The organism is Undibacterium sp. 5I2, assembly GCF_035019605.1.
In the GTDB taxonomy this organism is placed as follows: Bacteria; Pseudomonadota; Gammaproteobacteria; order Burkholderiales; family Burkholderiaceae_D; genus Undibacterium.
This window is the reverse complement of record NZ_JASJVS010000030.1, coordinates 22098-35800: the sequence shown is the minus strand read 5'-3', so window position 1 is coordinate 35800 and position 13703 is coordinate 22098. Positions and strand designations below refer to the sequence as shown.

The 13703-nt window shown below is 56.2% G+C and carries 11 protein-coding genes; 8 read left to right on the top strand and 3 right to left on the bottom strand.

The window, feature by feature from the left end; genetic code table 11:
- Window positions 1–130: 130 nt before the first annotated feature.
- The gene (locus QN359_RS11940; RefSeq protein ID WP_322250208.1) at window positions 131–1306 is read left to right on the top strand and encodes an acetyl-CoA C-acetyltransferase; all 1176 of its coding nucleotides are present in this window, start codon (window positions 131–133) and stop codon (window positions 1304–1306) included.
- A gap of 60 nt (window positions 1307–1366) precedes the next feature.
- Here QN359_RS11940 and QN359_RS11935 read toward each other — a convergent pair whose 3' ends face one another.
- A complete protein-coding gene (locus QN359_RS11935) occupies window positions 1367–2896 on the bottom strand; it encodes a peptide MFS transporter (RefSeq protein ID WP_322250207.1) in 1530 nt (509 codons plus the stop codon).
- 183 nt (window positions 2897–3079) lie between these two features.
- On the bottom strand, window positions 3080–3988 hold the full coding sequence (locus tag QN359_RS11930; protein ID WP_322250206.1) for a LysR substrate-binding domain-containing protein: 909 nt from the start codon (window positions 3986–3988) through the stop codon (window positions 3080–3082).
- Window positions 3989–4159: 171 nt separating this feature from the next.
- Between QN359_RS11930 and QN359_RS11925 the strand changes: the two genes are divergently transcribed.
- The 5 genes from QN359_RS11925 to QN359_RS11905 all read left to right on the top strand — a co-directional run bounded on the left by QN359_RS11925 (window position 4160) and on the right by QN359_RS11905 (window position 9499).
- Entirely contained in the window at window positions 4160–5338 is a 1179-nt protein-coding gene (locus QN359_RS11925; protein WP_416200214.1) for a M20 aminoacylase family protein, read from the top strand.
- Between the two features lie 53 nt (window positions 5339–5391).
- A complete protein-coding gene (locus QN359_RS11920; RefSeq protein ID WP_322250205.1) occupies window positions 5392–6600 on the top strand; it encodes a porin in 1209 nt (402 codons plus the stop codon).
- 68 nt (window positions 6601–6668) lie between these two features.
- Complete coding sequence (locus tag QN359_RS11915; protein ID WP_322250204.1) at window positions 6669–7994, top strand: MFS transporter; 1326 nt, start codon at window positions 6669–6671, stop codon at window positions 7992–7994.
- Between the two features lie 106 nt (window positions 7995–8100).
- Entirely contained in the window at window positions 8101–8538 is a 438-nt protein-coding gene (locus QN359_RS11910) for an ANTAR domain-containing response regulator (protein WP_322250203.1), read from the top strand.
- 82 nt (window positions 8539–8620) lie between these two features.
- The gene (locus QN359_RS11905; RefSeq protein ID WP_322250202.1) at window positions 8621–9499 is read left to right on the top strand and encodes a DMT family transporter; all 879 of its coding nucleotides are present in this window, start codon (window positions 8621–8623) and stop codon (window positions 9497–9499) included.
- Between the two features lie 2 nt (window positions 9500–9501).
- Here QN359_RS11905 and QN359_RS11900 read toward each other — a convergent pair whose 3' ends face one another.
- The gene (locus tag QN359_RS11900; protein ID WP_322250201.1) at window positions 9502–10173 is read right to left on the bottom strand and encodes a GGDEF domain-containing protein; all 672 of its coding nucleotides are present in this window, start codon (window positions 10171–10173) and stop codon (window positions 9502–9504) included.
- A 60-nt stretch (window positions 10174–10233) separates the two neighbouring features.
- Between QN359_RS11900 and QN359_RS11895 the strand changes: the two genes are divergently transcribed.
- Window positions 10234–11166: a 1-aminocyclopropane-1-carboxylate deaminase/D-cysteine desulfhydrase gene (locus QN359_RS11895; RefSeq protein ID WP_322250200.1), complete on the top strand. Its 933-nt coding sequence runs from the start codon at window positions 10234–10236 to the stop codon at window positions 11164–11166.
- Between the two features lie 214 nt (window positions 11167–11380).
- Window positions 11381–13699: a DEAD/DEAH box helicase gene (locus QN359_RS11890; protein WP_322250199.1), complete on the top strand. Its 2319-nt coding sequence runs from the start codon at window positions 11381–11383 to the stop codon at window positions 13697–13699.
- Window positions 13700–13703 lie beyond the last annotated feature (4 nt).

The following is a 13703-nucleotide window of genomic DNA, read 5'->3' as shown; positions in this document are numbered from 1 at the left end:
CCGGCAGGAGCTTTTTTTTTGCCTTGGAGCTTACACAGGCTAGAGCTGGTGTACTCTGTAGGGTAGTCGCGTTGCTAACAAAACGGTACGCTGACTGTGCTGCATTTTTTGAAAAAACAGGAGAATTTTTATGCAAGACGTCGTTATCGTAGCTGCCGGCCGTACCGCTGTAGGTAAATTCGGTGGTTCTTTGTCAAAAATCCCCGCCTCAGAACTCGGTGCCATCGTCATCAAGGGTTTGCTCGCCAAAATCGGCTTGAGCGGCGAAGAAGTCAATGAAGTATTGCTCGGTCAAGTGTTGACTGCCGGCGTGGGCCAGAATGCCGCACGTCAAGCCGTGATCAAGGCCGGTTTACCAGCCATGGTTCCAGCCATGACCATCAATAAAGTCTGCGGCAGCGGTTTGAAAGCGACGCACTTGGCCGCGCAGGCAATCAAGGCGGGTGATGCGGATGTCATCATCGCCGGTGGTCAGGAAAACATGAGCGCTTCGCCACACGTGCTCAATGGTTCACGCGATGGTTTCCGTATGGGTGACACCAAGTTGGTCGACACCATGATCGTCGATGGCTTGTGGGATGTGTATAACCAATACCATATGGGCATCACGGCAGAAAATGTCGCAAAAAAATACAGCGTGACGCGCGAAGAGCAGGATTTGTTTGCCTTGGCATCACAAAACAAAGCCGAAGCAGCCCAGAAAGCTGGCAAATTCAAGGATGAAATTATCCCGGTTGAAATCGTCAGTAAAAAAGGCAGCATCGTGTTTGATACCGATGAATTCATCAAGCACGGTGCCACGCTTGAGTCGCTTTCGTCTTTGCGTCCAGCCTTCGACAAGAATGGCACCGTGACTGCTGGCAATGCTTCCGGTCTCAATGACGGCGCGGCTGCAGTGATCATGATGTCGGCTGCCAAAGCGGCCGCACTCGGTTTGCCAGTGCTGGCGCGCATTAAAGCCTATGCCTCGGCCGGGATTGATCCTAGCATCATGGGCATGGGACCGGTTCCAGCTGCTCAGTTGTGTCTGAAAAAAGCCGGTTGGACTCACGCCGACCTCGATTTGATGGAAATCAACGAAGCCTTTGCGGCCCAAGCGATTGCTGTCAATAAGGAAATGGCTTGGGATACCAGCAAGATCAATGTCAATGGCGGCGCCATTGCTATCGGTCATCCTATCGGTGCCTCAGGCTGCCGTATTTTGGTCAGTTTGATCCATGAAATGATACGTACCGATGCGAAAAAAGGCTTGGCCAGCTTGTGTATCGGTGGCGGCATGGGCGTGGCACTGGCAATCGAACGTTAAGTCAGACGGCAAAAAAAATCCTCAACTAAGGTTGAGGATTTTTTTTGGGCGCAATGCGCGTCAATGCACGCCGTGCATTTTCTTTTTCATCCAAGCATTCAAACTCATCAATACCAAACCGGCAGCAATGGGGATGATGGTAAAAATGAGGAAGAAGGTCGAAAGCGAGTAGGTTTCCGAAATCGCATCGATGTAACTGCCGGTCATGCCGGCCAGTTTGTTCGCCAATGCGGCATTGAGAAACCACACGCCGAACATCAGGCCGAGCAAACGCGGCGGGGCTAATTTACTGATATACGACAAGCCTACCGGCGAAAGGCATAATTCGCCCATGGTATGGAACCAGTAGGCGGCGATCAGGAAGACCATGCTGACCGAGGCTGTTTTTGCACCGGCCGGAATTTGTGCCGAACCATAAGATAGTGCCGCAAAGCCGAGTCCGAGTAAGATCAAACCGACGCCGAACTTGACCGGGCCGCTAGGATTCCAGTGTTTTTCCCACATTTTGGAAAACATCGGGGCCAAAATAACCAGGAAGAATGAGTTCAGAATGCCGAACCAAGTGGCTGGTATGGCCGAGTGGTCGAGCGAAAATTCACGCGAGAGCATCCAGATCACCATTGCCCAGATTGCCGTTATACACAGCAACAGCAGCAAATTCGACAATAAATAGCGTTTTGCTGTGCCATAAAACAATTTAACCAACAACCAAGACAGAATGATGGTCGGGATCACCGTGATCAGGCTATTGACGATCTTAAATATCAAGCCACTGGTGCCGCTCAAGCTACGGTCGGTATAGTCGGCGGCAAAAATCGTCATCGAACCGCCGGCTTGCTCAAACGCGAACCAAAAGAAAATTGTGAAGAAGGAAAACACGCAGATTGCTTTCAAGCGGTCGGCCACGATATGCGGCTCGGCTTCTTCGATGGCCTCGGCCGGACCGGTCTGTTGCGATTTGGCCAGTCCGATATCACCGAAAATGCCTTGACCGAAATAAAATTGCGCAGCGCCAAGCAGCATGAAGGCACCGGCCAAGCCGAAACCCATAGGCCAAGAGATTTTTTCGCCGACATAACCGCACAGCAAAATACCGAAAAACGCACCGGAATTGACGCCCATATAAAACAGCGTATAGCCACCGTCACGACCAGCTTCATTGTCTTTGCCATACAGTTGGCCGACGATGGCGGAAATATTCGGTTTGAACAGGCCGGTACCCGCCACGACCAGCGTCAAGCCGACGTAGAACATGGTTGGTGTATCGAACAGTAAAGAGGCATGCCCGGCAGCAATTATGAAGCCGCCCAAGACCACCGCGCGTCGGCTGCCGAGGAATTTATCGGCCAGATAGCCACCTAAAATCGGCGTTAAATACACCAAGCCGGTGTACCAGCCGTAGAGAGCGGTGGCGTCGGCACGACTCCAGCCCCAGCCGCCCTTGGCGGTTTCTGTTACCAGAAATAAGACCAGCAGTGCACGCATGCCGTAGTAAGAAAAGCGTTCCCACATTTCTGTAAAGAACAGTACGAACAGGCTCTCAGGATGGCCGAGAATCGTGTGACGCACTGGTGTTTGAATATTATTCATTTGCCGTCCATATTGTCATTGGTATAGAGATATTGTTCCTGATGCCGCAAAATAGTTTTCAGTGCAAGTCGAGGAATGATGCGAATTTTGTCAATTCTGCGCGTAGCTTACCACGATGAAAAACTCATATAGAAAGACATATGCTGCGTTGCAAAAAAACACGGGTGGGGCAAACCGCATGGATTAAATCTGCGCTTCCCTAGCCTCAGCGGCAACTTGTTCTATACAACGGATGAAATATTCTGCGCTTGGGGTTAGCAAGCCATCTTCGCGCTGCATCAAATGCAAACCGAGATGCGGCAGCACCGTATCGAGTTGCAGCGGGCTTAATTGTTCGCGCAAGGCTGGCAGCAGCAGCGAGAATTGCGACCAAAAAATAACCACGTCGGCTTCCAAGGCCAAGCTTAGAAACAGCGATTGCGAACTGCAGCGTGTGATGCGGCGTGGTGGCGGCAGACCGTGCTGCTGGAACAGTTCGGCCAGAAATAACTCAAAATGGCTGCTCACTTCAGTGTGCAGCCATTCGGCCTTCTGTAACTGCGCCAAACTGCGGCAGTCACATAGCGGGCTGCCGCGGCGTACCGCCAGCGAGGTCGGCAGTGACAAGAGATGGCGATTTTTGGTGGCCGTATGACGGCGCAAATCAGGTAGTGCGCCGACGGCGAAATCGAGCGTGCCACAACGCAAATGTTCGTCGAGCTTGTCGGCCGAAAATTCCAGAAAATTCAATTCAATATCGGGACATACCGCGCGGAACTGCTGAAAAGCTTTCGGCAACACGGTCAGGCCGGCCAGCGGCGTCACCCCTATCATCAGTCGCCCGGCACTGGTCCCTTTGAGCAGACCGACTTCTTCCTGTACGCGTTCAAATTCGCGCACGATCAAGCGCGCTCGGGCCAACACGACGCGGCCCGGTTCGGTAAAGGTCACGCCGCGCGATTGCCGGTTAAGCAGGCTCAGGCCCAAGTGCGCTTCCAATTCGTGGATCGCCTTGGTGACGGCCGGCTGGGTCAGGCATAACGCGCGCGCGGCCGCATGGATGCTGCCGTGCTCAGCGATGGCGACGAGTGCGCGTAATTGATTAGGTTTCATATTTGGTGCAAATGATAAGCCGCACTATTGCTTCGATAAGCGTTACTTATCGTGATGAAAAATTGTGCGTATTCGTTTTTAAGTAATTCCAACAAAATCATCATGCCACAAGCGGCGCGCTTTGTTTCTATCCGCCGTTCTCACCCCTGAACTTTATCGAGGAGTATTTCAGTGCCAGCAGCCTTTCCTATTATTGCTGAAATTGCAGCCAACGCCGACGAATTCATACAATTACGTCGACGCATACACGCCCATCCGGAAATCGGCTTTGAAGAATTTGAAACCAGTCGCCTGGTAGCGGATCGCCTCAGTGCATGGGGTTACACGGTCAGCACGGGTATCGGTGGCACCGGCGTGGTTGGCCAATTAAAAGTTGGTAACGGCAGTAAGCGCATCGGCATTCGCGCTGATATGGATGCTTTGCCAATTCACGAGCAGACCGGTTTACCGTATGCCAGTCGGATCGATGGCAAAATGCATGCCTGCGGCCACGATGGCCACACTGCGGTATTGCTGGCAGCAGCCCATTATCTGGCGCACAGCCGTGCTTTCAACGGGGTACTCAATCTGATTTTTCAGCCGGCCGAAGAGGGCTTAGGCGGTGCCCCGCGCATGATCGCTGACGGCTTGTTCGAGCGCTTCCCGTGCGACGCCGTGTTTGCGCTGCATAACGCTCCCGGCGTTGCGGTCGGTCAGTTCGCGCTGCGCACCGGTGCCGCCGCCGCCTCGTCTGATTCGGTCAAAATCACTTTACACGGCAAGGGCACGCACGGGGCCATGCCGCATTTCGGCCACGACCCCATCGTCGCTGCCGCCAGTATCGTGATGGCTTTGCAAACAATCGTGTCGCGTAACGTGGCCGCCGATGAAACCGCCGTCATCACCGTCGGCGCACTCAATGCCGGCACCGCCGCCAATGTGATACCGCCCACGGCGACCTTGCTGCTCACTATCCGCACCATGAATCCGCAGGTGCAAGCCTTGGTCGCCCGGCGTTTGCACGAACTCGTCACGGCCCAGGCCGCCAGTTTCGGCGTGCGGGCCGAGATTGAGATCAGCCCGATCTCCTGCGTGTTGATGAACGCCCCAGCGGAGACTGATTTTGCGCGCCAACTGCTGATCGATATGCTCGGTCGCGAGCAAGTCATTGAAATGCCATCAGGATTGCTAGGCAGCGAAGACTTCTCATGGATGCTGGAGAAAGTGCCTGGTTGCTACGTTTTACTCGGCAACGGCATAGACCAACAGGGTGCTTGCATGGTGCACAATCCTGGTTACGATTTCAATGATCAAGCGCTGACGCTGGGCGCGAGCTATTGGAGCCATTTGGTCGAGCGCTATCTGGTGTAGTGAGTATCTTGCTATTACAAACTACAAAACACGCAATAATGATGGAGACCAGAATGCGCATTAAACAAATCACCAGTTCACTCGCCTTGCTGTCGGCGAGTGCGCTGCCGGCTTACAGTTACGCAGAATCGTACTTGCTGGATCGGGCCGCCAACCTGCCGCGCTATAACGGCAGTCTCAGTGCCGGTGGCGTCGCTTTGTACGGCAGTGTCGACAGTGGCATCAATGTCATCCGTTCGGGCGACGCCGCGAGCACGCTGCGCTTACAGAGTGGCGGTGAACATACCACCAAGTTGGGCTTGTACGGTCGCGAAAATATCTCGGCCGATCTGTCCGTCGAATTTAACCACGAAAGCGGTTTGTACGGTGATACCGGTAAGTTGCAAGACAGCAAATCCATGTTCAATCGCGAATCGTGGGTAGGCCTGAAGTCGCGCCAATTCGGCACGCTGCGTTTTGGTAAGCAATTGGCCAGCGCCTTGCCTTTGTTTGTCGATGTCTTCGGCGCAGTGGAAACCAACTCGGTCTATTCCTGGGTCGGTGGTGGTGCCAGCCAGGGTACTGCCGGCATCGGCTACAACAGCGATCTCGGTGCCGGTTCGATGGCGGCACCGAGTCGGGTTGCGCGTGCCATCACCTATACCACGCCACGGCGCTATGGCGTGGAAGCGCAATTTATGATGGCCACTAAAGACCAAGGCGCGGCGAATGCCGTCGGCAGTCCCAACATCGTCAACCGCGGCGGCGTGCTGTCCTACGCCGCCGGTCATGTCTACTTGGCCGGCAGTTATAACCAAGCCTGGAGCACGCCTTCGGAAGCCGAGGGGATTGCGGCCGTGCGCAACGACAGCAGCGGTTTGGCCGCGATTTACGACGATGGCGATCTGGTGCTGTCTTCATCGGTGATGCAGCTGAGTTCGCGCCGTGCCGACAATGCCAGTGCGCGCGTCTACACACTTGGTAGTATCGTACGTCACGCGCGCCATCACTATCGCGCTTCTCTCGTGTATCGCGAAGTGTTAGGCCGCGCGCGCAATGCCAGCCCCGGCCAGGGCAGCAGCGCGCTCGGGCTTATGCTGGGCTACGATTATGAGATCTCCAAGCGTACCGCACTGTATGCCCGCTTTGGCGTGCTCAACAACCGCGGTGCTTCCACCATTGTCATCAATGGCAATCCTTTGCCCTTGATGAGCGATGGCCAAACCCCGCAAAGCGGGCTGCGCACGACCTCGTTCTCACTGGGGATGGCGCACCAGTTCTGATGTTCCCGGGCCACCTGTCACCGCGGCACGGTGCGCCTTTTTGATTCCGCTTTTAAGAAAACACTACCATGACCACCTCCTTAACGCACAGCGCGCCGCCGCTCTCGTCTCAGGCCAGCGCCGACTTATATCGGCGCATTCACTGGCGCTTGCTGCCGTTGCTGATGATTTGCTATCTCGTCGCCTGCCTGGACCGCATCAACATCGGCTATGCACAGCTACAAATGAAAGCCACCCTACCGTTCGGCGACGCCGTGTATGGTCTCGGTGCCGGGATTTTCTTCATCGGTTATTTTTTGTGCGAAGTGCCGAGTAATCTCTTGTTGGAAAAAATCGGCTTGCGCAAAACGCTGTTGCGCATCATGACTTGCTGGGGCTTGGTCGCTGCCGGCATGATGTTCGTCTCTACCCCGACCGAATTTTACGTCATGCGCTTTTTGCTTGGGGTGTTTGAAGCCGGGTTTTTCCCCGGCGTGGTGCTGTATTTTACTTACTGGTACCCTTCGTCTCAGCGCGGTAAGGCGATGGCGATCTTCGGTGCCGCCGCGGTGGCGTCAACCGTGTTGGCCGGCCCCTTGTGCGGCAGTATTTTAAAATACTTCAACGGCACCTATGGCTACGCCGGCTGGCAGTGGCTGTTCGTTTTACAAGGCTTACCAGCGGTGTTTCTCGGGGTGATCGCCTACTACTATCTCGATGACAAACCAAGCCAGGCCAGTTGGTTGACTGCGGCAGAAAAACATTGGTTGGGCGAGCAAGTAGCGCGCGACCAGAGCGCGATTGCCAGCGGCCGCCACAGTGGTAACCGCGACCTGATGCGCGACCCGAAAGTGTATTTGCTCGCGCTGGTGAATTTTCTCAAGATCGGTGCCACCTATGCCATGGTATTTTGGCTGCCCTCGCTGATCAAAAGTTGGGGCGTACACGATATGGTGCTGATCGGCTGGTACGCGGCGATTCCTAATCTGTGTGGTATGTTCGGCATGGTGCTGATTTGCCGCCATTCCGACCGCCAACGCGAACGGCGCTGGCATTTTGTCGGCAGCATCGGCATTGCCGCGATCGGCTTGTTGATCACGATTTGGTCGATCGGCAACTTGACGATGTCCTTGCTTGGCATGTCGATCGCCAGCGTTGGTGTGGCCGCGACGACGCCATTGTTCATCACCATCGTCACTGAATACCTGTCGAAAAATTCCAGTGCCGTCGGCATCGGTCTCATCACCAGCTTGGGCATGCTGGGCGCGGCCGCTAGCCCGGTGGCAACCGGCATGATCACCGCGCGCAGCGGCAGCGTGGCACCGGCTTTGTATCTGGTGATCACCCTGTATCTGTTGGCTGGCTTACTGTTGGCCTGGACCATACGGCCGGCGCGCGCGCAGCGCACGCTGTAGCTGAGATACCTGGTGTGAGTGGGCGGCGTTGCGACGCCGCCTGCTTTTTTCCCTCTGCGCAATAAATTGCATTATGATGCAAGGGACACCACTTAACAGGTTACCTATGCTCAGAGCAGTTATCTTGGATGCCAATGCGGTTGCCCGCAACTTACTCACCTCCGTTCTCAATAACGGTGGCCACGAAGTGGTCGGCGACGCCAATCTGGCACCGGCCAGTTTGGCGCGCATCATCAAACTCAAGCCGCAAATCATTTGCATCGATGTCGGTGAAGTTGCGGCCGATGGCATGGCGGTGATCGACCAGCTGCGCGGCGAATTGCCGAAAGCGCTGTTGTTCATGGTGTCATCCAAAATTGATGCCAGCATTTTGCAGGCGGCGCAAGAACGCGGCGTACACGGCTTCATCGTCAAACCTTTCAATTCCGTCGCGGTATTGACAGCGATCCGCAATACCATCGTGCGTATCGCCAAGCAGCAGCGTGCCGCCATGGTCGCGCCGCTCGCCGCTGATGCGCCCGACAATGCCGGGGCGGTGCAGTAATTGCAATTGGCTGGCCGGAATCGGCCAGCGCGCTGTTGGCCAATTTGTTATGCTCTGCTTCTGTTACTTTTGAAAGCAATGCATGCGCAGCAGTGATGTAATCCGTCTTCTGAGTTTGGCCGCCATTTGGGGTGCCTCATTTTTATTCATGCGCGTCGCCGCGCCGGTGTTGGGGGTCTTTTGGACCTCGGAAATCCGGGTCGGGCTGGCTGGTCTGGCCTTGCTGTTGCTGATGTGGTTCAGCCAGCGCGCCACCGGTTGGCGCGTGCATTGGCAATCTTTGCTGCTGCTGGGTACGGTCAACTCGGCGCTGCCGGTGGCGCTGTATGCGTATGCGGCCATGCATATGCCGGCCGGGTATTCGGCCATTGTCAACGCCACCAGTCCGCTGTGGGGTGCTGTGTGCGGTGCGCTCTGGCTCGGCGAGCGTCTGAGCGGGCGGAAATTGCTCGGCATGGCGGTCGGTGTCGCTGGCGTCGCCTTATTAGTCAGGCTCGGGCCGGTCGCCATGAGCCGAGAATTGTTGTTGGCCGTCTTTGCCTGTGTCGGTGCGACGATTTGCTATGCCTTGGCCGGTATTTATTCGAAAAAAATCTCGGGCAGTATCAGTGCCATGCAAATGGCCAGTGGTTCACAGCTCGGGGCGGCCATCGTTCTGCTGCCATTCTTCCCGCTCGCCAGCGTCACAGGCACGGTCAGCTCGCTGGTCTTGCTGGCGGCGGTGGCCTTGGCTTTATTGTGCAGCGCCGCCGCGTATCCCTTGTATTTCCGCTTGTTGCGCGATCTTGGCCCGAGCAAGGCACTGACGGTCACCTTTCTGATTCCCTTGTTTGCCTTATTGTGGAGCGCGCTGTTTCTCGGTGAAACGATCGCGCCGAGCACCTTGTTCGGCTGCGCAGCGGTGGTGCTGGCAACCTGGTTGGTGGTGTTTGCTCCGGCTACGCCAGAGCGCGGCACTTGAACTCAGTTGTCGGCTGCGTTCGGGTCGTAATGCGGCATCGGCGCTTCGGCTTCGACGATACGGTCGGGCCCGCCGGACTTGGCTTGAGCCAGCGCGGTATTGGCTCGTTGTAGCATGGTTTCCGGCGTGTCTTTGATGACATTCGTGGTCAGCCCGGTGGAAAACGTGATTACCAGTCCCGCTGCCACGCTATCCCAATCGAGCGCGGCGACGCGTTGTTTCAAGCGCGCGATCGCCTTCATGCTCTGTTCGAGCCAAGTGGTCGGCATGACAATCGCGAATTCATTGGCCGCCACGCGGCCGAAAGAATCGAGTGTGCGCAGCATGGTCAAGGCTTCTTTGCCCAGCAATTGCAGTACCGTGCGCGCCACGGCCTGACCATGTTGTTCCAAAATCAGTTCGAGACCATCGACACTGATGACGGCAAAGGAAAATGTGTGGCCGGTGCGGTAAGAGCGCGCCAGTTCACCATCGAGCATATTGAGCAGGGTGCGCCGATTGAGTGCCCCGGTCAGATGATCGTGCTGCGCCAGCCCCTCGAGTTGCGTGAGCACGGTTTCCAGCGTCGGCAGCAAGTTATCTTGCCGGCCGGTTTCCTTGATTTGCTTGATTAACAGCGACAACTGCTGTCTGGCGTTGACCAAGGGCTGATCTTGCTCTGAATCTGCCGGCATGTCCTCTCCATTCGTGGTTACAGGATAAACCATTTGCCACGCCGATGCGGCGCGTACAATATGACTTTACCATTTGTCAGCCGTCAACGCATGCTCTTCTCCGCTCCCGCTGCCTCACCTTGCCAGCGCATCGTCAGTAGCCTGTTCCCGCAACTGCAATTGTGGATCAAGCGCGACGATTTATTACATCCTCAGGTGTCGGGCAATAAGTTCCGCAAGCTGAAGTTTCCACTGCAGGCCTTGGCCGGGCAGCCGGCTCATTTAGTCAGCATGGGCGGCTTGTGGTCCAATCACATCCACGCGCTCGCCCATGCGGCGGCGGCGGCCGGCTTAGCGTCGAGCGCACTCATCCGCGGCCAAGCTGGCATGCACAGCGCCATGCTCGATGATTGTCGCGCCCTCGGCATGCAAATTCATTTCGTCGATCGCCTCGGCTACCGCGCTTTGCGCTCCGAGGCCGAGGCTTGGCGTCGGCATGTGCCGGCCGATGCCAGTGCTTACCACTGGCTGCCGGAAGGCGGCAGCAGTGCCGCGGCCCTGCATGGAGTGGCCGAATTGGTAGCAGAAACCCAGGCCCAGCTCGGTTTTTTGCCCGAGGTGGTGGCGCTGGCTTGCGGCAGCGGCGCGACCACGGCCGGCGTGCTGGCCGGTTTGCAGGGGCACAGTGCGGTGCTCGCTGTGGCGGTATTAAAAAATGCCCATTACTTGCATGCTGAAATGGCGCGCTTGCTACTTGAAGCCGGCTATCCGGCCTATCCGAACTACCGCTTGCTAACTACTTTTCACCACGGCGGCTACGCCAAAACCAGCGCCGCGCTGCTGGCATTTTGTCAGCGCTTCGAAGCCGAAACCGGCATCCTGATCGAACCGGTCTACACCGGAAAAATGCTGTATGCCCTGCATGTGCTGTGCCACGCCGGCTATTTCCGTCGCGGCACGCGGCTGCTGGCGATCCATACCGGCGGCTTGCAAGGTTTGCGCGGCTTTGCATGAAATGCGGCGATCGCGAATGGAAAAAAACGCTCATCACAAGGAAAAATAGCCAGCGAAGGTAGTATTCCGACATGATTTGCCACCGCTATTAATCGTTTTGCTTAATTTTTGCGCACTCCGGGCCCGACTTTCTCCCGTTGCGCATGACAACAGAGTAAACTACACCCCAAATCTTGTCGCATCCTGCGATTCGAGCGAACGAGCGAGCATCGCCATGTCTGAATCTACTTCCCCGATTTCCTTTTCCGATTTGCAATTGAGTGCGCCATTATTGCGCGCCTTGCAAGACGTCGGTTATGAAACCCCATCGCCTATCCAGGCCGAAACCATCCCACTTTTGTTGGCTAACCGTGACGTTCTCGGCCAAGCGCAAACCGGCACCGGCAAGACCGCGGCGTTTGCCTTGCCGGTTTTGTCGCGTATCGATATCAACCAAACCACGCCACAAGCGCTGGTGTTGGCACCGACGCGTGAATTGGCTATCCAAGTGGCTGAGGCGTTTCAAACCTATGCGCGTCACATCCCCGGCTTTCACGTTTTGCCTATTTACGGTGGTCAAAGCTATGGTCCACAATTATCGGCGCTGCGCCGTGGTGTACACGTCGTCGTCGGTACTCCGGGTCGGGTGATTGACCATCTTGACAAAGGTTCGCTCGATCTGTCAAAAATCAAAACCTTGGTGCTCGACGAAGCCGATGAAATGCTGCGCATGGGTTTCATCGACGATGTCGAACGCATTTTGCAAGAAACACCGGAAGGCCGTCAAACCGCCTTGTTCTCGGCCACCATGCCGTCGGCCATCAAGCGCATCGCCCAGACTTATTTGAACCAGCCGGCCGAAGTCACGATCGCTGCCAAAACCGGTACCGCCGACAATATTCGTCAGCGTTATTGGCTCGTCAGCGGCATGCACAAGCTCGACGCCTTGACGCGCATTTTGGAAGCCGAAACTTTCGACGGCATGATTATTTTTTCGCGCACCAAGCTCGGTACGGAAGAATTGGCTTCGAAACTCAATGCCCGTGGCTTCTCGGTCGCCGCCATCAATGGCGATTTGAACCAACAGCAGCGCGAACGCACGATTCAACAACTCAAAGACGGCAAGATCGATATTCTGGTCGCCACCGACGTCGCCGCGCGCGGTCTCGACGTTGAGCGCATCAGCCACGTCATCAACTATGACGTGCCATCGGACCCGGAAAGCTATACCCACCGTATCGGTCGTACCGGCCGCGCCGGTCGCAGTGGTGAGGCGATATTGTTCATCACGCCGCGTGAAAAAAATCTCTTGAAGGCGATCGAACGGGCTACCCGTCAACCGGTGTCACCGCTGGAATTGCCGACTATCCAAACGGTTAACGATGTTCGTATCGCCCGTTTCAAGGATCAGATCACGGCCACGCTGGCACAGGGTGGCTTGGAAGAATTCACTTCCTTGATCGAAGATTTCGAACGCGAACAAAATGTTCCAGCGGTTGAAATTGCCGCTGCATTGGCAAAAATGGCACGCGGCGATGAACCGCTGCTGCTCGACAAAAACCGTCGTGATACCCGCGGTGACGACAGCTGGCGCGATGAGCGTCCGGCCCGTGTCGAACGCAGTGATCGTGGCGATCGTGGCGATCGTGGTGACCGTCCACAACGCAGTTTTGAACGGGAAGAACGTGGCGTACGCCGTGAGCACAGCCCGCGCTCGGCCGAACCAGGCATGCAAACTTACCGCATCGCCGTCGGTCATGAGCATGGTGTCAAACCGGGCAATATTGTCGGTGCGATTGCCAATGAAGCCAATATCGAATCCAAATTCATCGGTCGCATCGATATTTACGATGATTACACTATCCTCGATTTGCCGGACAATTTACCGTCCGACATGCTTGACCATTTGAAATCAGTACGCGTAGCCGGTCAGTCGCTGCGCATCAGTGCCGAACGCGCCGGTGCCGCCGCTCCGGCCGCTGCACGCCCAGCACGCAGCGAGGCACCGCGTCCAAGCCGCAGCGATGCCGCGCCAAGCAGCCGTCTGAACCAAGTGGTCGACCGTGCCGTGCGCACGCCCGACAGCGAAGAGCAGGAAGAATTGTCGGCCAAGCCGAAAAAAGACAAGGGCAAGCCGAAAGTCAGCGTGCCTATGCAAACCTATCGTATCGAAGTCGGTAAAGCCGACACGGTGACCCCAGCCAATATCGTCGGTGCGATCGCCAACGAAGCCGGTATGGAAGCCAAGTACATCGGCCGCATCGATATCTTTGATACCTACAGCACGCTCGACTTGCCGGTTGGTATGCCGGATGAATTGCTCACGCAACTCAAAGGCGTGTGGGTCGCTGGTAAGCAGATCAAAATCACTGCCACCGGCGAACCGTCGAGTGGCGGTGTGGCGCAAGGCTTTCCTTCCGGTGCCAAGCAAACCGGCGGCGACCGTCGTGTGATGGAAAAAGCCGGCGGCAAACCGGCCGGTAAATTCTCCAACGGCCGTCCATCGAAGTTTGATAAAGACAGTGGCACTACCCGTCGCAAACCGAGCAAATAAGTGA

Excerpts from the sequence above, each read along its gene's own strand:
- QN359_RS11940 (WP_322250208.1), top strand. The coding sequence starts at position 131 with ATGCAAGACGTCGTTATCGTAGCTGCCGGCCGTACCGCTGTAGGTAAA.
- QN359_RS11935 (WP_322250207.1), bottom strand. The coding sequence starts at position 2,896 with ATGAATAATATTCAAACACCAGTGCGTCACACGATTCTCGGCCATCCT.
- QN359_RS11930 (WP_322250206.1), bottom strand. The coding sequence starts at position 3,988 with ATGAAACCTAATCAATTACGCGCACTCGTCGCCATCGCTGAGCACGGC.
- QN359_RS11920 (WP_322250205.1), top strand. The coding sequence starts at position 5,392 with ATGCGCATTAAACAAATCACCAGTTCACTCGCCTTGCTGTCGGCGAGT.
- QN359_RS11915 (WP_322250204.1), top strand. The coding sequence starts at position 6,669 with ATGACCACCTCCTTAACGCACAGCGCGCCGCCGCTCTCGTCTCAGGCC.
- QN359_RS11910 (WP_322250203.1), top strand. The coding sequence starts at position 8,101 with ATGCTCAGAGCAGTTATCTTGGATGCCAATGCGGTTGCCCGCAACTTA.
- QN359_RS11905 (WP_322250202.1), top strand. The coding sequence starts at position 8,621 with ATGCGCAGCAGTGATGTAATCCGTCTTCTGAGTTTGGCCGCCATTTGG.
- QN359_RS11900 (WP_322250201.1), bottom strand. The coding sequence starts at position 10,173 with ATGCCGGCAGATTCAGAGCAAGATCAGCCCTTGGTCAACGCCAGACAG.
- QN359_RS11895 (WP_322250200.1), top strand. The coding sequence starts at position 10,234 with ATGACTTTACCATTTGTCAGCCGTCAACGCATGCTCTTCTCCGCTCCC.
- QN359_RS11890 (WP_322250199.1), top strand. The coding sequence starts at position 11,381 with ATGTCTGAATCTACTTCCCCGATTTCCTTTTCCGATTTGCAATTGAGT.